The organism is Kitasatospora sp. NBC_01246 (assembly GCF_036226505.1).
Lineage (GTDB): Bacteria > Actinomycetota > Actinomycetes > Streptomycetales > Streptomycetaceae > Kitasatospora.
Window position 1 is genome coordinate 7216502 of the sequence record NZ_CP108484.1, and the last position, 25036, is coordinate 7241537.

The window sequence follows — 25036 nt, forward strand, 5'->3', positions numbered from 1 at the left end:
CCGCGAGGTCGGCGGAGCCCTGGAACCGGGCGCCGGGACGGGCCGGAGCCGGGGCGGGGGGAGGGGTCAGGACGCGGTGGGTCCCCCTCGGGACGGCGCCGCCGCCCCGGGCTCCCGTCCGCCGAGCCGGACGGGGTGGGGCCCGGGCGGCCGCCGCTGGCCGCCCCACTGCCCCGGCGCCACCCGCCAGACCGGCGGCGGCCGGCGCTCGGCGGCCCCCCGGGCGGCGGTGGAGGCGGCCGGGACGACCAGCAGGACCAGCACCAGGGGCAGTACCTGGACGCGTTCGCGGGACAGGATGCCCATGTTGTTGATGGTCGAGAAGGCCCAGCAGAACAGCAGCGTGTAGACGGTGGTGAAGGCGACGTAGGACCGCTGCACGAAGAGCCGCGGCACTCTGCTGAGCTGCGGCCAGCTCCGGATGAACATCACCAGCAGGGCGAAGCACTCCACCGACTGGATCAGGTTCTGGATGTTCGAGGCCTCGAAGGGGAAGGGCCGGAAGAGCACGCTGACCACGGCGACCGGCAGCCCGGCCGGATTCAGGCTGAACCGCGGTGCGGCGTCCTCCGGGGCGGTCGCGCTGATCATCGAGTTGCCCTGGCTGGTGCGCCGCGAGGTCTCCGAGAGCACCTGGTTGACGGCGTCGCCGCCGGTGCCGTCGGTACCGAAGAAGGTCGAGACCTGTTGCAGCATCAGCACCGCCATCGCGCCGAGCACCACGGCGGTCAGGATGGTCCGCAGCGGTCCGAGCGCGCTGGCCTGCCGCGGCCGCTTGCGCAGCACGTAGGCGACCAGCAGGCCGGCCCCGGCGAGCGCGGTGACGTGCGGGCGGACCATCGCGGTGCCGACCGAGCCGAGCGCGATGCAGGCGAAGGCGCCGAACCGGCGGTCCAGCAGCCGGGCGGTCCCGTAGGTGGTCAGGCCCAGGCAGAACATCATCCAGGCGTCCTTGCCGATGCTGGACGGCCAGAACAGCAGCGAGGGCAGGAAGAAGACCAGCTTGGCGTACTTGCGGCTGTCCGCCTCGGGGAAGGCGATCTGCAGGGCCCGCCAGAACAGCAGCAGTCCCCAGAAGCCCAGCCAGGAGAAGACCAGGAAGCCACCGATCAGCGACGGCCCGGTGATCGCGTAGACCACCCCGGTGACGATGATGACGAACCCGGTGCCGGCGACCTTCATCCCGAGGTCGTAGTGCACGCCGGCCAGCAGGTCGGCCTGCCCCAGGTAGGTGGCGAGCTCGGTGCCCTTCTGGTGGTACATCTTGGCGTCGGCCGCGCCGCCGTACAGCACGAAGGCCATCAGGTAGCGGGGGAAGGCGCAGAGCAGCTTGGCGGTCATGGCCAGCATCAGCAGCCGGAACACGTCCCGCTCGGGGTTGGCGGCGGCGATCCGGGCCAGGACCGGGGTGCCGACGGCCATCAGCACCGGCAGGACCAGCAGCGCGCCCCAGGTGTCGTACGAGGTGTGCACCATGGCGACGACGAAGAGCGTGACGTAGGCCGTCACCAGGGTGGCGGCGACGGCGGACGGCCAGGGCACCCGGGCCCGGACGGCCGCGACGGCGGACGGCCGGGACGTGCGGCCCGGCACGGCCCGGGCCGGAGCCGGCCGGGGCATCAGAAGACCTCCAGGTCACCGAGGGTGAACCGCCAGTCGGGCAGGGTCAGTGCGGTCCGGCCGGTCGGGGTGCGCGCGGCGAGCGTCATCCCGGTGCGGGGGGCCCGTAGGAAGCCGGAGCGCAGCGCCGCGGCGGCGGCCTCGGTGCCGGGGGAGAGGTGCGTGGCGACGTGGTCGCAGCCGGACTCGCGGGCGGCGGCGCGCAGCAGCCGGGCGGCGCTGTCCCGGTCGCCGGGGCGGACCAGGACGTCGGCGAGGGTGAACTCGGCGAGCGGGCCGCGGCGTCGGGGCCGGCCGACGGCCAGGCCGGTCAGCTCGCCGCCCCGGTGGCAGGTGAGGACGCGGTAGTCCAGTCCGGGGGCCTCGCCGTAGCGCCAGCGCAGGAACTCCGGGGTGCGGAGCACGGCGAGGCGGGGGTCGACGCGGTCGGCGGCGGCCCGCTCGCGCAGCAGCTCGGCCAGCGGGGCGTCGGCGCCGGCCATCGGGTCGCCGGCGGGGCCTCCGGAGGAGCCGGTGGCCGCGTCGGGAGCGGCCCGGCCGGCGGTCCGGTTCTGGCGGTCGGCGGTGGTCGGGCCGTCGGGAGCGGCCCGGTCGGCGGTCCGGGGCGGGTCGGGGAGCGTCACGCGGTCGGCGAACCACGACCGGGCGGTGGGCAGCCCGCAGGCCGGTGGCGCGGCCGCACCGGCCGGGGTGCGGGCCAGCGCCGCCCGCGCTCCGCGGGCGAACGCGGCCGGGCGGACCGGGCGCAGGGCCACCGGTACCCGGCCGAGTTCCTGCCAGCCCATCTTCCGGTACCCGGGCAGGCTGTTCCCGTTGGGCGTGTTGAAGACCAACTCGGCCTCACCGGCGACCTGTCCGAGCAGGTCCAGGGTGAGCCGGCGGAAGATCCCGCGGCCCTGGAAGTCCGGGTGGGTCGCGGTGTCCACCGGCCGGACGGCGGTGACGGTACGGCCGGTGGAGCCCTCGTGCCACTGCCAGCGCAGGAACAGCCGCACCCCCGCGAGCCGCCCCTGCGGGGTCTCGGCGACCAGGCCGGGGCTGGCGCCGAAGGGCCCCGACCGGTGCTTCCAGCCGAAGAAGTCGGCGGTGCGGGTGCCGGTGGGGCCGCCGGCCAGGGAGGCGGTCAGCAGGTCGAGCACCGCGGGGAGGTCGTCCTCCGCGAGCGGGCGGAACGTCAGCTCGGCAGGGGCGGGCAGGGCACTCACGTCCGGACTCGCTCTCCGTTCGGTGGTAGCAGCCTTTGGGGGGGACCAGGGGGCTCAGCGCCGCAGCACCTTCTCGTACACCGCCTCCACGGCCCGCTGGGCGCCCGCGACGTCGAAGCGGGCGGAGCGCTCCCGCGCCGCCGCCCCGAGGCGTTCCCGCAGCTCCGGGTCGTCGGCCAGCCGGCCGAGCGCGGCGGCCAGGGCGACCGGGTCACCGGGCTCCACCAGGAAGCCCTGCTCGCCGTCGTCGAGCACCTCCGGCATGCCGCCGACCCGGGTGACCACGGCCGGCAGGCCGCTCGTCATCGCCTCCATCAGGGCGACCGGCAGGCCTTCCTGACGGGAACTCAGGGCGAAGACGTCCAGTCCCGGCAGCAGCGCGGGGACGTCCGGGCGGGAGCCGGTGAACAGCACGCTGTCGGTCACCCCCAGCTCGGCGGCCCGGGCCCGCAGCCGCTCGTCCAGCGGCCCGGCGCCGATCACCACCAGCCGGGCCGGCGGTCGGCCGCGGCACAGCTCGGCATGGGCGGCGAGCAGCGTGGACTGGTCCTTCTTCGGTGTCAGGTTGCCGACCGTGCCGACCACGAACGCGTCCTGCGGCAGGCCGAGTCCGGCCCGCGCGGCGGCCCGGGCGGCCGGTCCCTGCGGGGCGCCGGCCAGGTCCGGGCCGTGGTGCACCACGTGCACCCAGGCACCGGGCCGGCGGCGCGCGGCCGGGATGGTCCGCTCGACGGCGTGCGAGACGGCGATCACCGCGTCGTTGCGACGGTAGGTCAGCGCGTTGGCCCAGCGGGTGGCCGGGCGGTAGCGGTCCCAGACGTTGTGCTCGGTGTGGACCAGGCGCGGCGCGCCCCCGCCGCCGAGCCCGTACGACAGCAGCCGGGCGGCGGTGGCCGGGACGGGCATGTGGGTGTGCACCAGGCCGTAGCGGCGGTCGGCGAGCAGGCGGCGCAGCCGCAGCGGCCAGCGCGGGTCGGCCCGGCCGGGCGCGCCCGGCACGCCGCCCAGGCAGTGCACCCGCACCCCGGCCTCGGTGAGCGCGGGGGCGAGCGCGTCCTTCCAGGGCAGTACGTAGGCGACCTCGACCTCGTAGCGCGAAGCGTCCACCTGGCGGGCGCAGTTGAGCAGCAGCTGCTCGGCGCCCCCGCGGCCGAGGCCCTTGGCCAGCCAGAGCACCCGGGTGCGTCCGGTCACCGCTCCTCCGCCTCGCGCAGCAGGGCTGGCTCGCCCGGGTCGCCGCCGACCTCACCGGCCTTGGGGCCGTGGCCGTTGACGCCCGGATCGGAGTCGGGGCGCGTCCGGCCCGGTCCGGCGGCGTCACGCCGGGCCCAGCTCGGCGCCGCCCGGTCGGCACCCCGCTGGGTGCCCCACCCGGCACCCCACTCGGCACCCCGCTCGGTGCCCCGGTCCGCGCCCCGGTCCGCGCCCTGGTCCGCACTCCGGTTCGCGCCCCACTCGGGCCCCCGGTCCCGACCCCGCTCCAGGGCCCGGTCGGGGGCCCGGTCCACTGCCGGCGCGGCCGGGCGCGGCAGGGTGGACGGGGCGGCCCGGCCGCCCGGTGCCGCCGGTCCGCCGACCGTCCCGGTGCGCCGGCGCCGTCCGCCCGGGCCGAAGCTGGCGAGCAGCGCCACCCCGGCCACCGGCACCCCGGTCCGGGAGAGCAACTCGGCGACCCGATCCGCCTGTTCGGGGGTCACATTGCCGCTGCGCACGGTGACCAGCACCGCGTCGGCGTGCTGGACCAGGTCGTAAGCGTCGTTGGCGTGCAGCAGCGGCGAGGTGTCCACCAGGATCACGTCGGCGTGGCGGCGGGCCCGGCGCAGGACTTCGGCGGCGCGCAGCACCAGTGCGGCCGGGTAGGCGGTGGTGTTGCCGCCGGTGATCAGCGAGACGCCCGCCACGTTGGTCGGCCGGATCAGGTCGTCCAGCTCGCCGAGCCGCTCGCCGCTGAGCAGCTCGGCCATCCCCGGACCGCCGCCCACGCCGAGGTGGGCGTGCAGCTGCGGGTGGCGGAAGTCGCAGTCCAGGACGAGCACTTCGCGACCGGTCTCGGCGAGCGCGGCGGCCAGGTTGGCGACGGTGGTGGTCCGTCCGTCCCCGCTGCCGCCGGAGGCCACCAGCACCACGGGTGCCGGGTCGGCGTGCCGGCGCGGGGCGGGCTCGGCGCGCTCCCACTCGGCGGGCCCGGCGGCCGAACGGCCGAGCGCGTCCGGCCCGGTGAGCAGCAGGGTGGAGCGCAGCGAGCGGTACGCCTCGGCGGCCGGGTCCGAGGGGCGGGCCCGGACCAGCGGTTCGCGCAACCGCCGCAGCCGGCGGGAGAGTTGCGGCACCTCGCCGATCACCGGCAGGTTGAAGCCCTCCTCGACGGCGTTGCGGGTGCGCAGCCGGGTGTCCATCCGGCTGAGCATCAGCGCGGCGACCACGCCGAGGCCGAGGCCGAGCGCGACCGCCAGGCCCAGCCGGACGTTCCGGCTGGGTGAGGAGAGCAGGTTGCCGGCGTTCTGCCGGGCGTCGATGCTGCCCCACTGCTGGATGGCGTCGGTCTGGGCGCCGTTCTGCAGCTTGCTGATGGCGGTCAGCGTGGCGGTCAGCGAGGTGGACGCGGCGGTCAGCTTGGGCTGGAGCTTCGGCTGGTCGCCGGCCGAGGAGCGGTTGAACTGCTGCTGGATGTCGTCGAGTTGCTTCTGCTGGGCGTCCGCCTGCGCCTGCAGCTTCCGGACCGTCTCGGCGGCGCTCTTGGCGGACTCGTCGCTGAAGCCCTTGATGATCGCGGCCGAGTAGGCGGCCGCGAGGTCGGAACAGGACTGCTGGGTCGGCCCGGTGGTGGCGATCGAGAGCATCTGGGCGCTGTCGGCCGTCACGGTCCGGCGGGCGATCACGGCGGCGGCGTCGCCGATGCCGAGCTGGTGGGCCGCCGCCGTCGCGACGTCCGAACCCTGCGCGTACGAGAGCACCTGGTCGGCCCGCACGGTGTCGCCGGCCCCCGCGACCGGCGTGATGGCGACCTTGCACTTCCATTTGGCGTTGTCCACCGTGTCACCGGTGGGGGTCAGCAGCCAGCCGACGACGAGTGCGGCGAGCGTGCAGCCGACGAGCAGCCGCCAGTACCGCCGCAGGACGGTGAAGTGGTTTGCCGGTTCCACCGGTGGGATCCCCTCGCGTTCGTGGTGCGGTGGTGCTGGTGAGCTCCCCTCGGGAGCGCGGCGGTCCGGGTGCTGCTGCCTCTGTCTGTCCTGCGCCACGCTCTCGGCCCGGTGGAATCCCTCGCCCGATGTCGCAACTCGCCCCCTGACGAACCGCTGCCCGACCCGCCCCCCTGACGGCTCGCTCCCCGCCGACCCGCGCCCGGCGGCGCAGCGGTGCCGGGCCCCGGCCGGCCCGGTCGGGGCCGCGCCCCCGCCCACGCCGGGCCACGCCCACGCCGGCCACGCACGCCGCGCACCGGCCGCCGGTCATCCTGCGATGCTTGCCGAGCCCCGACGTGCGGCGCAACCGCTTTGGCGATACTGGGACCGCCCGATGACCGGGACGGCGCCCGGGACCGACGGGATCCCGTCAGATCGTGCGCAGGCGCAGGGAGCGCTCGTAGAACCCGACCATCTGCGCCGACACCTGGTGCAGGGTGAACGAGGTGAGGAACCGCGCCCGCGCCGACTTCGCCCGCACCCGGGCCGAGGCCCGGTCCTGCACCGTGTCGACCAGCGCGGCCGCCAGCGCGGCCGGCTGCTCCGCCGGCACCAGCCGGGCGTAGTCCTCCGAGCCCACCGTCTCGCGCAGCGCCGGCACGTCCGCGCAGACCAGCGGCACGCCGACGCCCATCGCCTCCATCGCCGCGCTGCCCAGCCCCTCCCAGCGGGACGGCACGGCGAACGCGTCGGACGCGGCCATCAGGTCGAAGACGTCGCCGCGCGGCCCGAGGAAGCGCACACCGCCCGCAGCCTCGGCGAGGGCCGTGAGCCGGGCCGTCTCGGTGCCCGCGCTGCCGGCCAGCAGCAGCACCGCGCCCGGCTCCGCCCGCAGGACCGCCGGCCAGGCCTCCAACAGCACGTCCAGGCCCTTCTGGTACTGCTGGCGGGCTGCCGCGAGCACCACCGGCGCGTCCTGCGGCAGGCCCAGCGCGGCCCGGACGGCGGCCCGCCGCTCCGGGGTGACGGTGCCCAGCAGCTCCGGGTCCCGCCCGCGCGGCACCACGTCGATCCGCTCCCGCGGCACCCGCAGGCGCTGCGCCATCGCGCCCGCGACGTGCCTGGTGAGGGCGTGGAACCGGCGGGTGCCCTGGGCGGTCACGGCGTCCACCGTCTGGGCGGCCCGCACCTTCCAGGGGCTGAGGCCGCGCGCGTTGAGGTGCTCCGGCCCGTACGCCGAGTTCACCAGGCTGGAGACCACCGGCGTACGCGCCGACAGCGCGGCGGCCCGGCCGAGGACGTCCGACTCGTACAGCGTGGTGTGGACGAGGTCCGGGCGGCGTTCGCGGACCAGCCCGCGCAGCGCGGCGAGCGTCCGCCCCCGGGTGGCCCGGCCGACGCCGAAGACATCGGCCCCCGCTCCGGTCAGCTCCGGCTGGAAGCCCCCGGGCGAGTCCTTGAGGTACGCGACGTCCAGCTTCACCCCGGACCGCACCAGTTGGGGGGCCATCGCCACCAGGCCCTGCTCGGCCCCGCCGACCCGGCTCACGCTGTCGATCACATAGAGCACATGCACAGGCCAACCCCCGCCCTCCGGGGCGCGGCCGGTCTCCCGTGCCGGTCGGCACCCTGACTGCCGATCAGCATCGCAGGTGGCGCCGCCCGCCCGCCAGGTATTCGGCCAGGAGCCTCCCGCCGCCCCGGGCGGTCGGGGGCGGCCAGGGGCGCGCACCGGGGCGCGCGCCCGACGCCGGCGGCGTACGACGGCACCCGACCGGCGCCCGACAGGGGTAACCGCGCTGGCGCACGGGCCACCGCCGGGTTGTGCGAAGGGGCTGCCCCGGACGCCCCCCTGTGCCAAGGTCGTTCCCATGCCCGACGCGACACCGGCGAAGACGGCCGGAACCCGCCCCCGCATCCTGCACGTGATCACCGACCCGCGCCGCCGCGGCGCCCAGAACCTCGCCCGGGACCTGCACCGGGAACTGCGCCGCCGCGGCCAGGCCTCCGCCCTGCGGGCCCTCGCCCCGCACCCCGACGCGGCCCCCGACGCACCCGACACCCTCGCCACCACCGTGCTCGGCCGCGCCCGGCTGCACCCCGCCACCCTGCTCGCGCTCCGCGCCGCCGCGCGCACCGCCGACGTGGTCGTCGCGCACGGCTCCGCCACCCTCCCCGCCTGCGCCGTCGCCCTGGCCGGCACCCGCACGCCGTTCGTCTACGTCTCCATCGGCGACCCCCGGCACTGGACGGCGAGCCCGCTGCGCCGGCTGCGCGCCGGCGCCCTGCTGCACCGCGCGGCCGCCGTCACCGCGCTCGCCGACGAGGCCCGCACCCTGCTGCAGGAGCGCTTCAGGCTGCCCGCCGGCAAGGTCCGCACCATCCCCAACGCCCGCGCCGCCGACGGCTACCCGCCCGCGGGGAGCGAGCGCGAGCGGCGCGCGGCGCGGCAGGCGCTCGGCCTGCCCGCCGAGGGGCTGCTGGTCGCCTGGATCGGCGCGATCGCCCCGGAGAAGCGGCTCGACCTCGCCCTCGACGCGCTCGACCGGCTCCCCGACGTCCGCCTCGCGGTGGCCGGCGACGGCCCGCAGCGCGCCGCCCTGGAACGGCACCCGGCCGCCGCCCGGGCCCAGTTCCTCGGGACCCTCGCCGACCCGGCCCCGCTCTACCGGGCCGCCGACGCCCTGCTGCTCACCAGCGACAGCGAGGGCGTCCCCGGCGTCCTGATCGAGTCGGCGCTGGCCGGGCTGCCCGCCGTCGCCACCGACGTCGGCTGGGTCCGCTCGGTGGTCCGCGACGGCGCCACCGGCGCGCTGGTCGCCCCCGGGGACCCGGTCGCGCTCGCCGAGGCGCTGGCCAAGGTGCTGGCCGGCGACCGGACGGCGCTCGGCGCGGCCGCCCGGGAGCACGTGCTGGCGCACTGCGAACTCGGCGTGGTGGCCGACGCCTGGCAGCGGCTCTTCACCGACCTCTGCGGCCGCTGACCCGCGCGGACGGCAGGCGCCGGCCCCGGGCCGGTCCGCCGGTGCGGACGCCGTCCGCACCGCCGTCCGCACCGGCCTCCGGGCCCGGGCTGCGCCGATCGGGCGAATCGCGGCCCGGCCCCCTCGGGGCGAGTGGCCGTCGACGATCCGTCACCGCCACACTGCCCGGTGTGAAATCGCTGCTGAGGTCCACCGTCCTGCTCGCCGTCGCGACCGGGATCGCCGCGTCCCCCGTCCAGGCCGGCGCGGCCACCACCCACCAACCGTCCCGCGAGGGCTCCCAGTCCGTCCGCGTCGACCAGCTGAAGCCGGTGCGCGAGAGCGCCCGCACCGAGGCCGTCGAGTTCTTCTGGTACGACTGCGGCCACTCCCAGCAGCTGGAGCAGCCGCTCCAGGCCTGGGCCGAGAAGCACCGCTCCGACGTCAACCTGCGCCGGGTGCCGGCGATCTGGCCGGGCAGCCCCGAGGAGCGCACGCAGCGCGGCCACGCGCGGCTCTACTACACCCTGGAGCGCCTCGGCCTGGTCGAGCGCCTCCAGACCAGTGCCTTCCGCGCCGTCCACACCGACGACAAGGACCTCACCGCCGAGGACGCCACCACCGACTGGGCGGTGCGCCAGGGCGTCGACGAGCGGACCTTCCGGGACGCCTACCGCTCCGCCGACGTGCGGCGGGCCGTCGACGACGCCGCCGCGATGTTCGTCCAGAACAAGATCAACGAGCTGCCCACGGTGATCGTCCAGGGCGAGGAGCGCACCACGCCGACCCGGGCCGGCGGTGTCTCGGCGATGCCCGACGCCCTCGACCGGCTGGTCGAGCAGGACCAGCAGCGCCACCCCCGCGGCTGACGCCTCTCCCGACCGACCGATCCCCTTCACCGAACCGACCCCCGGCGACCACACTCTGTGCCAGAGTGGACGCCGGGCCGCGCCGCCGGGATCGAGAACTGCCGTGGTGGCGGGCCCACTTCTCGATACCGGCGGTACCGGAGAGGGCAGGGGTCCGTGGGGGGACAACGCGCGCAGCTCGTCGACGAGCGCGACAGCCAGACATCGGCCGCGTCGTGGCGGCCCGCGGTCGCCGACGGACCGCCACCCGACCTGGTCTTCAAACGACGGTTGCGCCCCGCGCAGGTGGCCCGGGAGCTGTGGGGCGCGCGGGAGCTGGTGCGGGCCCTGGCCGAGCGCGACCTGCGCGCCCGCTACAAGCAGGCGGTGCTCGGCTTCGCCTGGGCGGTGCTGACCCCGCTGGCGCTCTGCGCCATCTTCACCCTGGTGTTCCACCGCGCCGTGAAGATCGACACCGGCGCGGTGTCCTACCCGCTCTTCGCCTACGTCGGCCTGATCGTCTGGCAGTTCTTCAGCAACACGATGAACCAGGGCGCGCTGAGCCTGGCCAACAACCTCAGCCTGCTGAACAAGGTCTACTGCCCGCGCGAGGTCTTCCCGCTGGCCACCATGCTGGTCGCCAGCGTGGACATGGTGATCGGCGTCGGTGTGCTCGGCCTGCTCTTCCTGATCTTCTGGACCGCCCCGGCCGTCACCTTCCTCTGGGTGCTGCCGCTGCTGCTCATCCAGTTCGCCTTCACCTACGGCGTCGCGCTGATCCTCTCGGTCGCCGTGGTCTACCTGCGCGACGTCCGCCACCTGCTGCCGATCATCACGCAGATGGGCGTCTTCGCCACCCCCGTCGCGTACCCGCTGGCGCAGATCCCGCAGCGCCTCCAGGAGATCTACGTCGGCTTCAACCCGCTGGGCGCCGTCATCGAGGGCTACCGCGGCGCCCTGCTGTACGGCGACGCGCCGGACGTCACGCTCACCTCGATCGCCGCGGTCTCCTCGCTGGTGTTCCTGGTCGGCGGCTACCTGCTGTTCAAGAAGCTGGAGACGGGGATCGCCGATGTCGCCTAGCCCGACGCACCCCCTGGGGACCATCCGCACCGACCGGGTGTGGAAGCGCTTCAAGGCCGACCAGCAGCGGATGCTGCTGCGCGACAAGGTCGACTCGATGGCCCGTCGGCTCCGCGGTGAGAAGGGCGAGGAGTGGCGCTGGGCGCTGCGCGACATCAGCCTGCACATCGAGCCGGGCGAGTCGGTCGGTCTGATCGGCTCCAACGGCTCCGGCAAGTCCACGCTGCTGAAGATGCTGACCCGGGTGATGTACCCGTACGGCGGCGTGATCGACGTGCGCGGCCGGATCGGCGCCCTCATCGAGATCAGGGCCGGCATCCACCCCGACCTGACGGGCCGGGAGAACATCTACCTGTTCGGAGCGTTGCTCGGTCTGCGCCGCCGCGAGGTGGCCGGCCGCTTCGACGACATCGTGGAGTTCGCCCGGCTCGGCGGTGCGATCGACCGGCAGGTGAAGTTCTACTCCTCCGGCATGCAGATGCGCCTCGGTTTCGCCGTCGCCGCCTACCTGGAGCCCCATGTGCTGCTGGTGGACGAGGTGTTGGCGGTCGGCGACGCCGTGTTCCAGCAGCGCTGCCTGGACCGGATGCGCGAGGTGGCCGAGCAGGGCACCACCATCGTCTTCGTCTCCCACGACCTGCCCGCCGTCGAGTCCATCTGCCGGCGCGGGATCTGGCTGGAGCAGGGTTCGGTGCGGGTGGACGCGGGCATCAAGGAGGCCATGGCGGGCTACCGGGACTCCATCGAGGCGCAGTCGGAGTCCGGCGGTCGCACCGGCGAACCGCTGCGACTGCTCAAGCACGCCGTCCGGGGCGAGGACCGCGACAGCCTGACCACCGACGAGCCGATGACGGTCGAACTGACCCTCGGCGGCGACTACCGGGGGGACGCCACCCTGCACCTGGGCGTCAGCGAGGGCACCTCCAGTCCGATCTTCCAGATCAGCCACGAAGTCCGGCTCACCGGGGAGGACCACCAGGTCGCCTGCGTGATCCCCCGGCTGCCGCTGCCGCGCGGCCGTTACACGCTCTGGGCCGGCGTCTACAGCATCGGCCGGACCGACGGCGGTACCCTGATGAGCTGGCACTCGGTCGGCCAGTTCGACGTGTTCGGACCGATGCTGGACTCGCCGCCGCGCGCGGTGGTGCTGGCCGCGCCGGTGTTCGTCCCGCACCACTGGGAGGAGTGACCCGTGAGCCCGGTCCGGGTGCTGGTCCACCTCAACAACCTCGCCCTGGGCGGCGCCCAGCTCAACGCGGTCGACATCGCCCGCACCCTGCGCGACCGCGGCCACGATCCGGTGCTGTTCGCCCAGGGGGTCGCGGGCCCGGCCCCGCTGCTCGACGTCGCGGCCGGCCACGGCCTGGACGTGGTGGTCGCGGGCGGGCCCGACACCCCGCGCGCGGACGTCCGCCGCCGGCTCGGCCGGCTGGCCGCCGAGCACGGCAGCCAGCTGCTGCACGCCTGGGAGGTCCGGGCGGCGCGCAACTCCTACTTCGGGCCCGGGCGTTACGGCCGTCTGCCGCTGGTCACCACGTTCTACGGGATCCGGATGCTGCGTGGCCTGCCCCGGCACCAGCCGCTGGTGCTCGGCCTCGGCGCCCTGCTGGGGGACGGCCGGGCCTTCGGGCACCAGGACGTCAGCCTGATCGAGCCGCCGGTCAACACCGCCACCGACGCGCCGGGCCGGGGGGACGGCGCCGCGTTCCGTCGTGAACACGGCATCCGGGACGACGAGTTGCTGCTCGCGATCGTCACCCGGCTGGTCCCCGCGCTGGAGAAGGACGCCGGCGCCGAGCTCACCGTCGAAGCCGTCCGGCAGCTCGACGACCCGCGGGTGCGGCTGGTCGTCGTCGGCGCCGGCCCCAGCCTGGAGCGGCTGCGCACCCGCGCCGCCTCGGCCAATGCCGCGCTCGGCCGCCAAGCCGTCCTGGTGCCGGGGCAGTTGGCCGACCCGCGGCCGGCCTACGACGCCGCCGACATCGTGCTCGGCATGGGCGGTTCGGCGCTGCGCGGCCTGGCCTTCGCCAAACCGGTCGTCGTCCACGGCGCGGCCGGCTACACCGCCGTCCACGAGCCGGGCCCGCTGGTCGAACCGCACGCCTCGCGCTGCATGTACGGCTTCGGCGACGGCTCGCGCGTGCCCGATCCGCTGGTGGACCAGCTCCGCGGGCTGCTCGACGACCCGGACCGCCGGGCGCGGCTGGGCGCCTGGGGCCGGGAGTGGGTGGACGGGCGGTTCTCGCTGGACGGCGTCACCACCGCCTTCGAGGACCTGTACGCCCGGGTGCTGGCCCGCCCGGCGCGGGTGACCGGCTGGCTGAAGGACCTGGAGCAGATGACCAGGTACGAGTTCACCAAGCCGGCCGCCCTGCGGTTGCTGGGGCGGTGACCCAGGCGGGCCCGCCCGCCCGCCGGTCTGTCCGGCGCCGCGTGGTCCGGCTCGGGCCCGCCCGCCGCCCTGCGGTTGCCGGGCGGTGATACCGGCAGACCCGCCCGCCGGTCTGTCCGGCGCCGGGCGGACCGCCGGCCGGACGGCTAGCGACGCAGCAGCAGGGTGACGAAGCCCAGCGTCCCCCGGTAGCCGTGCAGCCACTCGGCGCGGTGCCGGTCCACGGCTTCGCGGGCGGCCGCCGCGTCCTGGTGGTCCGGGTTGTCCAGCGCCCACTGGGCGAGCGAGCCCGTCCAGGAGAACTCGTAGTCGTCCCACTCCTGGAGGCTGCTGACGTAGCCGTACACCGGGGTCCAGCCCTCCGCGATCACCCGGTCCGTGGTGGTCGCCAGGTCCGCGAACTCGTCCCGGGTCGCGCCCAGGCCGTCCAGCGCGGCCTGGGTGGGCTCGCGCTCCCAGAAGCCGTCGCCGACCATGACCAGGCCGCCCGGCGCCAGGTGCTCGCGGGCCGCCGCGAGCGTCGGCAGCAGCCCGCCGAAGGCGTGTGTCGCCCCGATGTTCAGCACCAGGTCGAACGGCTCCCGCGAGCTGAACTCCTCCGCGCTCTGGTGGTGCAGGCCGAGCCGGCGCTCCACGCCGAGCGCCTCCGCGGTCTGCCGGGCCCGGGTGAGGGCCGCGGCGTCGAGGTCCACCCCGACCGCCTGCCAGTGCGGGCGCGCGGTCAACGCCCGGACCAGCCAGCCGCCTTCCCCGCAGCCGAGGTCCAGGGCCCGGCCGGCGTCGGTGTGTTCGGTGGCCCGGGCCAGCAGCCGGGCCACCGACTCGTCGGTGATCGGCGCGGCGATGGGGTGGTGGACATGGGCGAGGCGGGAGATTGTCTGACGGTCCATTTGATCATTGTGGACCACGTCGCGCTCAGTACGTGCGGCCTTTCCAGGCCGCCCCGCGGCCGCGCCAGTGCTGCACCGCCGAGTCGACCGTCATCAGCAGGTACAGCGACGCCGTGAACGGCAGGAGCAACGCGGCCGGCGCCGGCTGCCCGTAGTAGCGCAGCATCGGGAGGAAGGTCCCCGTCATCAGGGCCCAGGCCGCGCCGCCCGCCGCGGCCACCGCGCCGTGCCCGGCGGCCAGCCCGGCGACGGTGGCCACCGGCGGCACCAGGTAGACCAGCGTCAGCCCCAGCACCGTCCCGGCCAGCAGGAGCGGGGAGTGCCGCAGCTGGGCGTAGGCGCTGCGCGAGACCATCCGCCACAGCTGGGCGAGCCGGGGATAGGGGCGGACGCTGTCCACCCGCTCGGCCAGTCCGAGCCAGATCCGGCCGCCGGCCGCCTTCACCGCACGGGCCAGCGACACGTCGTCGATCACCGCGCCCCGGATCGCCGCCACCCCGCCCGCGCGCTCCAGCGCCTCCCGCCGCACCAGCGAGCAGCCGCCCGCCGCGGCGGCCGTCCGGGCCCCGGGCCGGTTGCTGCGGCGGAACGGGTACAGCTGGGCGAAGAAGTAGACGAAGGCCGGCACGATCAGGCGCTCCCAGCCGGTCTCCACCCGCAGCCGGGCCATCTGGGAGACGAGGTCCCGCCGGTCGCTCTCGGCGGCGGCCACCAACTCGGCGAGCGAGTCCGGGCCGTGCGCGATGTCCGCGTCGGTGAGCAGCAGGTACTCGACGTCCGGGCCGGCCAGCTCCACCCCGTGCCGCAGCGCCCACAGCTTGCCGGTCCAGCCGGGCGGCAGCGGGGGAGGGGTGGTGACGGTCAGTTCCAGGCCCCCGGGCCCGGCGAGCGCGGCCGCCAGCGCTCCGGTGCCGTCCGAGCTGTGGTCGTCCACCAGGATCACCCGGGCCCGCCCCGGGTACTTCTGCGCGAGCAGGCCCGGCAGGCTGAGCGGCAGCACCTCCGCCTCGTCCCGGGCCGGCACCACCACCGCGACCTGCGGCCAGCGGACCGGTGGCCGGCGGGGCGGCAGCCGCACGTCGGTGCGCCAGAACAGCCCGTGGCAGCAGGCCAGCCAGAGCCAGACCAGCAGGGAGAGGACGGCGATCCACAGCAGGACGGTCACCCGGGCAGTCTGCCGCACCCGGGGCCCGCCACGGGGCATCGACTAGAGTCTTGCCCTGTGAAGATCGCACTGATGGACTCGGGAATCGGCCTGCTGGCCGCCGCCGCCGTGCTTCGGAACCTGCGCCCGGACGTCGATCTGGTGCTCTCCTCCGACCCGGCCTCCATGCCCTGGGGCCCGCGGACACCCGAGCAGATCACGGCCCTCGCGCTGGGCTGCGCGCGGGCGGCGGCGGCCCTCGAACCGGACGCGCTGGTGATCGCCTGCAACACCGCCTCCGTCCACGCGCTCGCCGCGCTCCGCGCCGAGCTGGAGCCCGCGCTGCCGGTCATCGCCACCGTCCCGGCCATCAAGCCGGCCGCGGCCCTCGGCGGACCGGTCGCGATCTGGGCCACCCCGGCCACCACCGGCAGCGCCTACCAGCGCGCTCTGATCCGGGACTTCGCCGGACCGGCGGCCGTCACCGAGGTCGCCTGTCCGGGCCTGGCGGACGCCATCGAGCACGGTGACGACGCCGCGATCGACGCGGCCGTCGCCGACGCGGCGGCCCGCACGCCGGCCGGCACGGCGGCCCTCGTCCTCGGCTGCACCCACTACGAGCTGGTCGCCGACCGCATCCGCGCGGCCGTCGCGCCCACCGCCGCCGCCCACCTCACCCTGCACGGCTCCGCCGACGCCGTGGTGGCCCAGGCCCTGCGCCGGGTCGCCGACCCCACCCGCCGGGGCACCGGCACCCTCACCGTCCTCCACGCGGGCCGCAGCGCCGCCCTCCCGCCCGCCGTGCTCCTCTACCCGCAGGGCCTCGACCTCACCGCCCCGGCCGCCTGACCCGAACGGCCGCCGCGGCGGCCCGGCTGTCGACCCCTCACGCGCGGACCGCGCAGGGAGCCGCTGCGTGATGGCTCCGCCGGCCCGGCCGTCGACCCTTGGCTTGGTGCTGCGTGTACAGAAGGTCGGCGCGGGAGAAGGCCCGCCGGCCGGTCCACCGTCGGCGCTCGGCTCGCCCCCCTCGCCCCCTCGCTGCGGAGCCGGCGATGCGCGGGACGTCGGACCGGCCGACGCACCGCGCACCGCCGCCGCCGTTACGCCACGGCCTGGCCGCGCCAGCGCCGGTAGGCCGGTTCGAGTCCGGAGAGGATGGTGTCGAAGCGGCGCGTGTTGGTGGTGGAGTCGACCTGGAGCCGGCTGATCTGCAGCGGGTGGTCGGGAAGGCGCGGGCCCAGGCGGTGGTCGGAGAGGAACCCGAGCCGGTATCCCAGCTCCTGGAGGACGGTTTCGGCGCGCGGGTCGTGCCCTCCGTCCGGGTAGGCGAAGGCGATCGGCGGCTCGCCCAGCCAGCGGGTGAGCGCCTCGTGCGCCCCGGTGATCTCGGCCCGGACGGTGACGTCGTCGCAGCGTCCGAGACAGGGGTGCCCCTGGGTGTGGTTGCCGATGGCGACGCCGCCCGCGCGCAGGGCGATCAGGTCGGCGGGGGTGAGCTGTTCCTGCCGGGGCGGTCGCCGGTCCGCGCTCACCCGCAGCTCCTGGAGGCTGCGCCGCCGGTCGGGGTCGGGCATGGCCTTGAGCCGGCGCAGCACCTGGGAGGGGTGCCCGCAGTCCAGTGAGCGGGCGCGCCCGCCGTGCCGGGCCAGGAAGTCGGCCTCGTGCCACCAGAACGGTTTCTCCGTGCCGATCAGCTCGGAGATGACGAAGGCGGCGGCCGGGATGCCCCGGTCGTTGAGCGCCGGCAGGGCGTGCGTGAGCACGCTGCGGTCGGCGTCGTCGAAGGTGACCAGCACACTGCGGGCGGGCAGCGGCCGCCGCTCGGCGACGGCCTGCTGGACGGCCGCCAGCGAGACGGGGGTGGCGAGTCTTCGGAGCCGGTCGAGCTGGGCGCCGAAGGACCGCGGATCGGTCACGCCGTGGTAGGCGAGCACGGCGAGCCGCTGCGCGGCCCGGGCCCGGAACAGCGGTTGGACGGGGGCGAAGCGCAACCAGTCGCCCCGACCCTCGGGCCGGTCGGCCGCGGTCGGCGCGGCGTGCCGGCGGGCGGCCTGCCGTCCGCGCGGCAGCGGTTGGGGGACCGCCGCGACCGCGGGGGCCGCCGCCGGCCGGCCCGGTGCGGGCGGCGCGGTCACGGACTGCGTGGTCACCGGTGGTGCGGCCGCCGAGTGCCCGGTGGCCCGTCGCCGAGCGGCCGGCTGCCCGGCGGCCGCCTGCGGCAACGAGCGCACGTGGGCGCTCGGCAGGGTGCTGATGACGGACCCGATCCGGGCCATGGAGGTCGACGTCGTGGACTTGGACTGCGGCACGGTTCCCCCTCGGTCGCCGGTGCGGCGTGGCGGTACCGCCGGAGGTTGGAGCCCGGCCTCCGACTCCAGGGCACGGCGGCTCCGCCCCCTGGTGTTTTCCGGTCCTCGGCGGGGACTCCCAACCCGCACCGCGGACGGCTCCTGGATCGCTCAATGTAGTGGAGACAGATGTGCCCGGTGGATGGTTGTACCGGACAGCCGAGGAATTTTCGCGGGCCGAAAACAGGCGCCTCCGGGCGTACGCCGGAGCAGCGGCGGCGCCCGTGACCGGGCGAGACCCCGTTGCGGAGAGTAGTCGAGGTATCGCTTCCTGCGGGCTGCCTCCCGGGCCGCTCCGGGGTACCTTGGCCTCATGGCAGATGCGGAACGTGATCATTTGCACCCTCATGGGGCGACCAGGATGGCCCGCGTGTGGAGCGGTGGCGCGCTGGTCACCCACCAGCTCCCGCTGGCCGTGGTCGGTCTGGCCTGTCTGGCGCTCGGCATCGTGGTCGCCGTGGCGGTTCCGGACAGTGACGGCCCCGCGTGGGCGATGGCCGTGGCCGGCTGCCTCGCGGCCGGGGTGCTGCTGCTCGGCCGGATCGCGTTCGCCCTGCTCCGGTACCGGCGCGGCGCCACCCTCTGAGAGGTACCGGCCCACGGACCCGCGTCGTCCTCGGCGCAGGCCCGGGCCCCGGGAGGCGGCGGGCGGCGCCTCCCGGGTCGCCCGGCCCGTGGCCCGGGTCCGTGGCCCGGTCCGTAGCCCCGCCGCGCGGCCGTGACGTCCTGACCGGCCCGTGAGCCGCCCCGGCCGCCACCGGCCGTCACCTGAACGGGCGATCGAGCCCGACCGGCCGGATCGGCCGGTTTCGGCCCATCTGCCTACGCCTTCTCGCTTCTTTCACAATTCCGGGCCATCAGCCCCACAGTTCCCCCTACTGTGATTTCCGTCCGGCAGCCAACTGCGCCGGATGCGAAGCCACTTGACGGCGCCGGGGAGGGCGTCGCAGAGGGGGGAGCAATGAGCGGCACCGCCGCGCCCGGAGCACCCGAGGCGGCCGGACCGGCCGGAGGCATCCGCACCAGGGTCAAACGCCAGCTGGCCCGCAGGGTCGGGGTCCGGCCCGGCGAGGGCGCCACCGTCCTGATCTACCACCGCGTCGGCGGCGACAGCCCCGACGAGCTCGACGTCAGCACCGCCGACTTCACCGCCCAGGCCGACCTGCTCGCCGAGCTGCCGCCGGGCCGGGTGGTCTCCCTCGACGAGGCCGTGGACCGGATCGAGGCCGGCCGCCGCACCCCCGCCACCGTACTCACCTTCGACGACGGCTTCGCCGACGTGTACGACAACGCCTGGCCGCTGCTGCGCGACCGCGCCCTTCCGTTCACCGTCTACCTCGCCAGCGGCCACGTCGGCGGTGAGATGCGCTGGGAGGGGTCGACCGCCAGGACCACGGGCGCCCCCGCGCTCAGCTGGGAGCAGCTGCGCGAGATGACCGCCTCCGGCCTGTGCACCGTCGCCAACCACACCCGCAGCCACGCCCGCCCCGAGCTGCTCACCACCGCCGAGCTGGACGCCTGCAACGACGACGTCGAGCAGCACCTCGGCGTCCGCCCCCGGCACTACGCCTACACCTGGGGCGTCCCGGTGCCCCACATGGAGCCGGCCCTGCGCGCCAGGTTCCGTACCGCCGCCACCGGCGAGGTCGGCCGCAACGCGCCCGGCGTCGACCCGGTCCGGCTGCGCCGGGTGCCCGTCCGCCGTACCGACCCGATCGACTTCTTCCGCGCCAAGCTCTACGGCCGGCTGATCCCCGAGCGCGCCTACGCCCGGATCGTCGGCACCGCGAAGGCGGTGGGCGCCCGTGCCTGACCCCACCCCGATACCCGCCGCGGCCGCCGGACCCGCCCCGCGGCTGCGCGGCCCCGGCGGCCGACCGCTGCGCGTCGCCCACCTCACCACCGTCGACATGAGCCTGCACCTCCTGCTCGCCACCGAACTCAAGGTGGACCTGGAGGCCGGCTTCGACACGTACGGCATCAGCGCGCCCGGCCCGTACGTGTCCGAGATCGAGGCGATCGGCGTCCGGCACGAGCCGCTGCACGCCCTGACCCGGTCCTGGCGGCCGCGCGCCGACGCCGCCGCCGCCCGCGAGCTGCTCGCCGTGCTCGACCGGCTGCGACCCGACGTCCTGCACACCCACAATCCCAAGACCGGCGTCCTCGGCCGTGTGCTCGGGCGGCTGGCCCGGGTCCCGGTCGTCGTCAACACCTGCCACGGTCTCTGGGCGCAGGCCCACGACCCGCTCGCCAAGCGGGCGTTCGTCCTCGGCGCGGAGGCCTTCGCCGCCCGCTTCTCGCACGCCGAGCTGTACCAGAACGGCGAGGACCGCCGCACCCTGGCCCGGGCCGTCCCGGGCCGCCGCTCACGGGTCGTGGGCAACGGCGTGGACCTCACCCGTTTCGCGACCGCCCCCGGCGACCGGGCCCGCGCCAGGGCCGGGCTGCGCGCCGAACTCGGCGTCGGCCCGGACGAACTGCTGGTCGGCGGCGTCGGCCGCAGGGTCGCCGAGAAGGGCATCCGCGAGTACGCGGAAGCGGCCCGCGCGCTGGCCGGCAAGGCCCGGTTCGTCTGGATCGGTCCCGACGACCCGGACAAGCCCGACGCCCACGGCGCCGAGTCCGGCGTCGAGTTCCCCGGCCCGCGCGGCGACATGCCCGCGGTGTACGCGGCCCTCGACGTCTTCGTCCTCCCCTCCTACCGGGAGGGGTTCTCCCGCTCCGCCATGGAGGCCGCCGCCGGCGGCCTGCCGATGGTGCTCAGCGACATCCGCGGCTGCCGCGAGATCGGCACCCACGACGAGCACCTGCTCCTCGCCCCGCCCGGGGACGCCCGGGCCCTCACCAGCGCGCTGGACCGGCTCATCTCCGAACCCGGCCTGCGCGAACGGCTCGGTGCCGCGGCACGGCGCCGCGCCACGGCCCACTTCGACCAGCGCGCCGTCGCCGGGGTCTCGCTGGAGACCTACGCGGCCGTCGCCCGCGCCAAGGCACTGCCCTGGACGGTCGACTGAACCCACGCACTCCCACCAGACCGCATCAGGGGGAAGGACCGTCATGAAGCGAGGGGGGGACCTCGCGGTCACCGTCCTGGCCGGGATCGTCGCGATTCCGCTGGGCCTGCTGATCGCCCTGCTGATCCGCTGCACGACAGGCGGACCGGCGCTCTTCCGCCAGACCAGGACCGGATGGCACGGCAAGGAGTTCGAGATCCTCAAGTTCCGCACCATGCGGGACAAACGCTTTCCCGAGGAGCCGGACGCTCCCCGGATCACCTGGCTCGGTGACCTGCTCCGCAAGACCAGCCTGGACGAGCTGCCGCAGCTGTGGAACGTGGCCCGCGGCGAGATGGGCGTGATCGGGCCCCGGCCCACCCTGCCCGAACAGGTCGTCCACTACTCCCGCCGCCAGCGCGGCCGGCTCGACGTCCGGCCCGGCCTCACCGGCTGGGCCCAGGTCCGGGGCCGCAACTCCCTCACCTGGCCCGAGCGGATCGAACTCGACCTCTGGTACGTCGAGCACCGCTCCCTCCGGGTGGACCTGCGCATCCTCGCGCTCACCGTCGGCGTGCTGCTGCGCCCCAGCGGGATCACCGCCGCCGGCGGCGTCAACCCCGGCTTCCCGGCGCCCGCCGAGCCGCTGACCGCCGGCCCGGCGGCCGCCGGCCACGAGAGCGCCGGCCACCAGCCCGTCTCCCACCAGCCGGTCGGCTCCGCCGCCAGGCCCGCCGACCCCGCCGTCCGGCCGCTCACCACGATCAGCCTGCCCCGGCAGGCCACCGCGCCCCGGCTGGCGCAGCCCGTCCGGACCACCGTCGAGGAGGTGTCCTGATCCCCGAAGCGGGCAGGATGGCCGCCATGGCCACCGACCACCGAGCACTCTGGATCGCCGGCGCCGGGGGCGTCGGCCGCGAGGCACTGGACACCGCCCTCGCGGCCGGCGTCCCGGTCGCCGGCTTCCTGGACGACCGCGGGCACGGCGGCACCGTCCGCGGCCTGCCCGTCCGCCGGCCCGACGACGTCCCGGCCGGCGCCCGCTACCTGGTCGGGATCGCCGCCCCGGCCGTCCGGCAGCGGCTCGGCGCGCTGCTGGAGGCCCGCGGCGCGCTACCCGCCACCCTCGTCCACCCCCGGGCCCTGATCGCGCCCGACACCGAACTCGGCCCCGGCTGCCTGGTGATGGGGGGTGCGTACGTGTCGAGCAGCGTGCGCCTCGGCGCACACAGCCAGGTCCACTACAACGCGACGGTCGGCCACGACAGCGTGTTCGGCGAGCGGGTGACGGTCTATCCGGGCGGCAACGTCTCGGGCGCGGTGCTGCTCGCCGACGGCGCCACCGTCGGCAGCAACGCCGTGGTGCTGCAGGGGCGCCGGATCGGCGCCGACGCCTTCGTCGGCGCGGGCGCCGTGGTGACCAGGGACGTCCCGGCCGGTGAGGTGGTGGTCGGCTCCCCGGCCCGGCCGCTGCGCGGATAGCGGCCGGGGACGCCGGCCGTCCGGGTTCCCCGCCGACCCACCCGGGTGGTGCCCGCCAAGCCGGCGGACGGCGGCCCGCACGGGCGACCGTCCGCCGGCGGCAGGCTCCCCTGCGCGCGGGCAACGCCGGGGTAGGGGCCCGGCGGTGGACGCCCCGGGTGCCTGCCGCGGTGCCGGATAGGGTGCGGGGCATGGCTATCCCCGCGTTCCTCGCCGAACTCCGCGCCGTGGTCGGCACCCGCCCGCTCTGGCTCAGTGCCGCCGTCTCGGTCGTCTTCGACGACGACGACCGGGTGCTGCTGATCCAGCGGGCCGACGACGGCCGCTGGGCCCTGCCCGGCGGCATCCTCGACCCCGGCGAGCAGCCCGCCGACGGCGCGGCGCGCGAGTGCCTGGAGGAGACCGGGGTGGTGGTCGTCCCCGAGGTGCTCGCCGGGGTCGATGTCTCGCCCGAAGTCCGCTACCCCAACGGCGACGTGACCCAGTACCTGGTCCTGGTCTTCCGCTGTCGCCCGGTGGGCGGTGAGGCCCGGGTCAACGACGACGAGTCGCTCGCGGTCGGCTGGTTCGCGCTCGACGCGCTGCCGCCGATGATCGAGGCGGAGCACCGGGCACTGCGCCAGGCCCGGGAGGGCCGGGGAGCGGCGTCCTTCCTGTGGGAGGGCGGGGAGCGTCCGTGACCGGCCCGATGGCCGATGTCCCCCTGCTGGACGGGCCGGTGGAGGTCCGGGGGGCCCTGCACCTGGAGCGCACCGGGTACGGCCTGCGGCCCTGGCTGCTGCCGGCCTGGACGGCCTCGCAGTTCCCGGACGAGGCGCTGCGCCGGGTGGCCCAGATGCCCTCCGGGGTCCGGCTGGCCTTCCGGACCGCGGCGACGGTGCTCGAACTCGCCCTCCGGACGCCGGCCGATCCCGTGCGCCCCGGCGCGGTCGAGCTGGCGCTGGACGGCGTGCGGACCGACCGGGCCGCCCTGGTCGGCTCCGGCGGCCCGCCGCCGTCCGGGATCTTCCGGACGGCGGCGGGCGCCGCTGCCTTCGCCGAGGGCTGAGCACCGGGGGCCGAGCACCGGGCTGTGAGCGCCGGGCCGCGAGCGCCGGGCCGCGAGCACCGCACCGCCCCGGCCCCGCCCCGCGCGTCAGAGCGTGCGGAACCACTCCGCCGTACGCTCCAGCCCCTCGCGCAGCGCCACCGGCCGGACGTCCGGGAAGAGCTCGCGCAGCCGCGCGTTGTCGGCCTGCGAGTCCCGGACGTCGCCGGGCCGCGGGTCGGTGTGGGTCACCGCGACCGGCCGCCCCAGCACCGACTCCATCGTGCCGACCAGCTCCAGCAGCGACGTTCGGGTGCCGAAGGCCAGGTTGACCGGATCGGCGTGCACCACCCGGCGCAGCACCGCCTCGGTGATCACCTCGGTGACGGTGCCGACGTAGGTGAAGTCCCGGCTCTGGCCGCCGTCCCCGTGCACCGTCACCGGCCGCCCGGCCAGGGCCGCGTCCAGGAAGGCCGGTACCACGGCCGCGTAGGCGTGCCCGGCGGGCTGGAGCGGGCCGAAGACGTTGAAGAACCGCAGCGGCAGCACGCCCAGCCCGTAGCAGTGGTGGTAGGCGGCCAGGTAGGACTCCGAGGCCAGCTTGCTGACCGCGTAGGGGCTCATCGGCGCGGTGCGCATGGTCTCGCGCTTGGGCAGCTCCCGGTTGGCGCCGTAGACCGAGGACGAGGAGGCGGCGGCCACGTACAGCCCGCCGGCCCGGCGGGCCGCCTCCAGCACCTCCAGGGTGCCGGTCGCGTTGGCGTGGTGGCTGGCCAGCGGGTCCGCGACGGAGCGCGGGACGGACGGCAGGGCGGCCAGGTGCACCACCGCGTCGGCGCCCGCGAAGGCCTCGTCCAGCAGGGCGGGGTCGAGGATGCTGCCCTCGTACAGGGCGGCGTCGACGCCGGCCAGGTTCGCCTTGTGGCCGGTGGACAGGTTGTCCACCACCCGGACCTGCTCCACCTCGGGGCGGGCCAGCAGGGCCCGGACCAGGTTGGCCCCGATGAATCCGGCTCCGCCGGTGACGACCACGCGCATGGCTGGGGCTCCCCCTCCGCACCCGCCCGGCCCGCCCGGCCCGGCCCTGTGCCGATGGTAGCCGGGCGGTCACCCGCGGTGGGGCGGAACGGCGAGAAGGGTCCGGCGGTCCCGGCCCGCTCAGTCCTTGCGCTGGCGGTACGCCTCCTCGGCCGCGTCCAGGACCGCCGCGAGGTCGCCGCCTGCGGTGGCCGTCGCGACCGCGGCCACCGCGCCCTCCACGAACGGTGCGTCGGCGAACCGGACCGGGAACGGCAGCCCGTGCTCGTCCGCGTCGGAGAGCAGGGCCCGGACGGTGGTCACCGCGCTGCCGAGGTCGGCGAGCATCACCACGCCGTGCCCCTGGTCGACCCGGCGGGTGGCGGCGGACACCAGGACGGCGCTGATGCCCGGACCGGAGTCCGGGTCGCCGCCGGTCGCGGCGACCGGGGAGGGGGAGTCGGTACCGGCCAGCGCGAGCGCCAGGGCGCGTACCGCGGCGGCCAGCTCCTGGCTGTGCGAGACCAGGACGACCCCGACCCGTCCGTGCAGGGGCGGCCGGCCGGGGGCCGACCGGGGCAGCGGGGTGCGCGCGGGCGGGGTGCGAGGCGCCGGGGGGTGGGCCGAGGGGGCCTCGGAGATGGGGATGACATCGGCGCTGGTGCCGTCCCGGCGGCTCATCGGCTGCTCCTGGGGGCGTCGGGGTGCGGGCCCTCCTCACTCTGGCAGCTCGGGCGCCGCCCGGCGGGGCGGGACACGCTCCGGACGGGGCGCCCGGCCCGATCGACGGACGCTTTCCGGCCGTGGGCCGTAGGGGTGTGTGCGCCGCGGCCTGATCCGACGCGGCTTCGCCCCCATCCCCTAGCACAGCGCGGCGGCCCGCGGGGCCCGCCGGC

Annotated in this window: 23 protein-coding genes; 13 read left to right on the plus strand and 10 right to left on the minus strand. The window is 76.1% G+C overall.

What is annotated here, in order from left to right; translation table 11 throughout:
• Positions 1–66: 66 nt before the first annotated feature.
• The 5 genes from OG618_RS30620 to OG618_RS30640 form a co-directional block, all read right to left on the minus strand.
• Entirely contained in the window at positions 67–1620 is a 1554-nt protein-coding gene (locus tag OG618_RS30620) for a hypothetical protein (protein WP_329490811.1), read from the minus strand.
• Entirely contained in the window at positions 1620–2825 is a 1206-nt protein-coding gene (locus OG618_RS30625) for a GNAT family N-acetyltransferase (protein ID WP_329490812.1), read from the minus strand. Before OG618_RS30625 ends, OG618_RS30620 begins: the two co-directional genes overlap by 1 nt.
• 54 nt (positions 2826–2879) lie before the next feature.
• On the minus strand, positions 2880–4019 hold the full coding sequence (locus tag OG618_RS30630) for a glycosyltransferase (protein ID WP_329490813.1): 1140 nt from the start codon (positions 4017–4019) through the stop codon (positions 2880–2882).
• On the minus strand, positions 4016–5968 hold the full coding sequence (locus OG618_RS30635; RefSeq protein ID WP_329490814.1) for a tyrosine-protein kinase family protein: 1953 nt from the start codon (positions 5966–5968) through the stop codon (positions 4016–4018). Before OG618_RS30635 ends, OG618_RS30630 begins: the two co-directional genes overlap by 4 nt.
• A 412-nt stretch (positions 5969–6380) precedes the next feature.
• Complete coding sequence (locus OG618_RS30640; protein ID WP_329490815.1) at positions 6381–7511, minus strand: glycosyltransferase family 4 protein; 1131 nt, start codon at positions 7509–7511, stop codon at positions 6381–6383.
• A gap of 310 nt (positions 7512–7821) precedes the next feature.
• Here OG618_RS30640 and OG618_RS30645 point away from each other — a divergent pair, with 310 nt between their 5' ends.
• From OG618_RS30645 to OG618_RS30665, 5 genes are all read left to right on the plus strand, one after another.
• Positions 7822–8934: a glycosyltransferase family 4 protein gene (locus OG618_RS30645; protein WP_329490816.1), complete on the plus strand. Its 1113-nt coding sequence runs from the start codon at positions 7822–7824 to the stop codon at positions 8932–8934.
• A gap of 170 nt (positions 8935–9104) precedes the next feature.
• Complete coding sequence (locus OG618_RS30650; protein ID WP_329490817.1) at positions 9105–9782, plus strand: thiol:disulfide interchange protein DsbA/DsbL; 678 nt, start codon at positions 9105–9107, stop codon at positions 9780–9782.
• A gap of 156 nt (positions 9783–9938) precedes the next feature.
• A complete protein-coding gene (locus tag OG618_RS30655) occupies positions 9939–10844 on the plus strand; it encodes an ABC transporter permease (RefSeq protein ID WP_329490818.1) in 906 nt (301 codons plus the stop codon).
• Positions 10834–12033: an ABC transporter ATP-binding protein gene (locus OG618_RS30660; RefSeq protein WP_329490819.1), complete on the plus strand. Its 1200-nt coding sequence runs from the start codon at positions 10834–10836 to the stop codon at positions 12031–12033. Before OG618_RS30655 ends, OG618_RS30660 begins: the two co-directional genes overlap by 11 nt.
• A gap of 3 nt (positions 12034–12036) precedes the next feature.
• Complete coding sequence (locus OG618_RS30665) at positions 12037–13236, plus strand: glycosyltransferase family 4 protein (protein ID WP_329490820.1); 1200 nt, start codon at positions 12037–12039, stop codon at positions 13234–13236.
• A 146-nt stretch (positions 13237–13382) separates the two neighbouring features.
• Here OG618_RS30665 and OG618_RS30670 read toward each other — a convergent pair whose 3' ends face one another.
• Both OG618_RS30670 and OG618_RS30675 read right to left on the minus strand, forming a co-directional pair.
• Positions 13383–14126, minus strand: a complete 744-nt coding sequence (locus tag OG618_RS30670) for an SAM-dependent methyltransferase (protein ID WP_329490821.1) — start codon at positions 14124–14126, stop codon at positions 13383–13385.
• A gap of 25 nt (positions 14127–14151) precedes the next feature.
• On the minus strand, positions 14152–15291 hold the full coding sequence (locus OG618_RS30675) for a glycosyltransferase (protein WP_329490822.1): 1140 nt from the start codon (positions 15289–15291) through the stop codon (positions 14152–14154).
• A 57-nt stretch (positions 15292–15348) separates the two neighbouring features.
• Between OG618_RS30675 and OG618_RS30680 the strand changes: the two genes are divergently transcribed.
• Positions 15349–16119: a glutamate racemase gene (locus OG618_RS30680; protein ID WP_329490823.1), complete on the plus strand. Its 771-nt coding sequence runs from the start codon at positions 15349–15351 to the stop codon at positions 16117–16119.
• A 254-nt stretch (positions 16120–16373) separates the two neighbouring features.
• On the opposite strand, the gene OG618_RS30685 is transcribed toward OG618_RS30680, so the two are convergent.
• Positions 16374–17582 (minus strand): polysaccharide deacetylase family protein, encoded by a 1209-nt coding sequence (locus tag OG618_RS30685; protein ID WP_329490824.1) that lies wholly within the window; start codon positions 17580–17582, stop codon positions 16374–16376.
• Positions 17583–17982: 400 nt separating this feature from the next.
• Between OG618_RS30685 and OG618_RS30690 the strand changes: the two genes are divergently transcribed.
• The 7 genes from OG618_RS30690 to OG618_RS30720 all read left to right on the plus strand — a co-directional run bounded on the left by OG618_RS30690 (position 17983) and on the right by OG618_RS30720 (position 23144).
• Entirely contained in the window at positions 17983–18207 is a 225-nt protein-coding gene (locus OG618_RS30690) for a hypothetical protein (RefSeq protein ID WP_329490825.1), read from the plus strand.
• 375 nt (positions 18208–18582) lie between these two features.
• Complete coding sequence (locus tag OG618_RS30695) at positions 18583–19434, plus strand: polysaccharide deacetylase family protein (protein WP_329490826.1); 852 nt, start codon at positions 18583–18585, stop codon at positions 19432–19434.
• Complete coding sequence (locus tag OG618_RS30700; protein WP_329490827.1) at positions 19427–20635, plus strand: glycosyltransferase; 1209 nt, start codon at positions 19427–19429, stop codon at positions 20633–20635. Before OG618_RS30695 ends, OG618_RS30700 begins: the two co-directional genes overlap by 8 nt.
• A gap of 43 nt (positions 20636–20678) precedes the next feature.
• Positions 20679–21452, plus strand: a complete 774-nt coding sequence (locus OG618_RS30705) for a sugar transferase (RefSeq protein ID WP_329490828.1) — start codon at positions 20679–20681, stop codon at positions 21450–21452.
• A 26-nt stretch (positions 21453–21478) separates the two neighbouring features.
• Positions 21479–22096: an acetyltransferase gene (locus OG618_RS30710; protein ID WP_329490829.1), complete on the plus strand. Its 618-nt coding sequence runs from the start codon at positions 21479–21481 to the stop codon at positions 22094–22096.
• A 191-nt stretch (positions 22097–22287) separates the two neighbouring features.
• Complete coding sequence (locus tag OG618_RS30715; protein WP_329490830.1) at positions 22288–22776, plus strand: NUDIX hydrolase; 489 nt, start codon at positions 22288–22290, stop codon at positions 22774–22776.
• Entirely contained in the window at positions 22773–23144 is a 372-nt protein-coding gene (locus tag OG618_RS30720) for a hypothetical protein (RefSeq protein WP_329490831.1), read from the plus strand. The genes OG618_RS30715 and OG618_RS30720 overlap by 4 nt, the downstream gene beginning before the upstream one ends.
• Before the next feature lie 87 nt (positions 23145–23231).
• Here the strand turns inward: OG618_RS30720 and OG618_RS30725 are convergent, their stop codons facing one another.
• On the minus strand, positions 23232–24161 hold the full coding sequence (locus OG618_RS30725; protein WP_329490832.1) for an NAD-dependent epimerase/dehydratase family protein: 930 nt from the start codon (positions 24159–24161) through the stop codon (positions 23232–23234).
• Positions 24162–24281: 120 nt separating this feature from the next.
• Positions 24282–24821, minus strand: coding sequence for a PTS-dependent dihydroxyacetone kinase phosphotransferase subunit DhaM (locus OG618_RS30730; RefSeq protein ID WP_329490833.1), 540 nt, complete (start codon positions 24819–24821; stop codon positions 24282–24284).
• Positions 24822–25036 lie beyond the last annotated feature (215 nt).

Coding starts and splice junctions, on each gene's coding strand:
- OG618_RS30620 (WP_329490811.1), bottom strand. CDS start 1,620: ATGCCCCGGCCGGCTCCGGCCCGGGCCGTGCCGGGCCGCACGTCCCGG.
- OG618_RS30660 (WP_329490819.1), top strand. CDS start 10,834: ATGTCGCCTAGCCCGACGCACCCCCTGGGGACCATCCGCACCGACCGG.
- OG618_RS30645 (WP_329490816.1), top strand. CDS start 7,822: ATGCCCGACGCGACACCGGCGAAGACGGCCGGAACCCGCCCCCGCATC.
- OG618_RS30710 (WP_329490829.1), top strand. CDS start 21,479: ATGGCCACCGACCACCGAGCACTCTGGATCGCCGGCGCCGGGGGCGTC.
- OG618_RS30715 (WP_329490830.1), top strand. CDS start 22,288: ATGGCTATCCCCGCGTTCCTCGCCGAACTCCGCGCCGTGGTCGGCACC.
- OG618_RS30725 (WP_329490832.1), bottom strand. CDS start 24,161: ATGCGCGTGGTCGTCACCGGCGGAGCCGGATTCATCGGGGCCAACCTG.
- OG618_RS30670 (WP_329490821.1), bottom strand. CDS start 14,126: ATGGACCGTCAGACAATCTCCCGCCTCGCCCATGTCCACCACCCCATC.
- OG618_RS30690 (WP_329490825.1), top strand. CDS start 17,983: ATGGCCCGCGTGTGGAGCGGTGGCGCGCTGGTCACCCACCAGCTCCCG.
- OG618_RS30695 (WP_329490826.1), top strand. CDS start 18,583: ATGAGCGGCACCGCCGCGCCCGGAGCACCCGAGGCGGCCGGACCGGCC.
- OG618_RS30705 (WP_329490828.1), top strand. CDS start 20,679: ATGAAGCGAGGGGGGGACCTCGCGGTCACCGTCCTGGCCGGGATCGTC.
- OG618_RS30730 (WP_329490833.1), bottom strand. CDS start 24,821: ATGAGCCGCCGGGACGGCACCAGCGCCGATGTCATCCCCATCTCCGAG.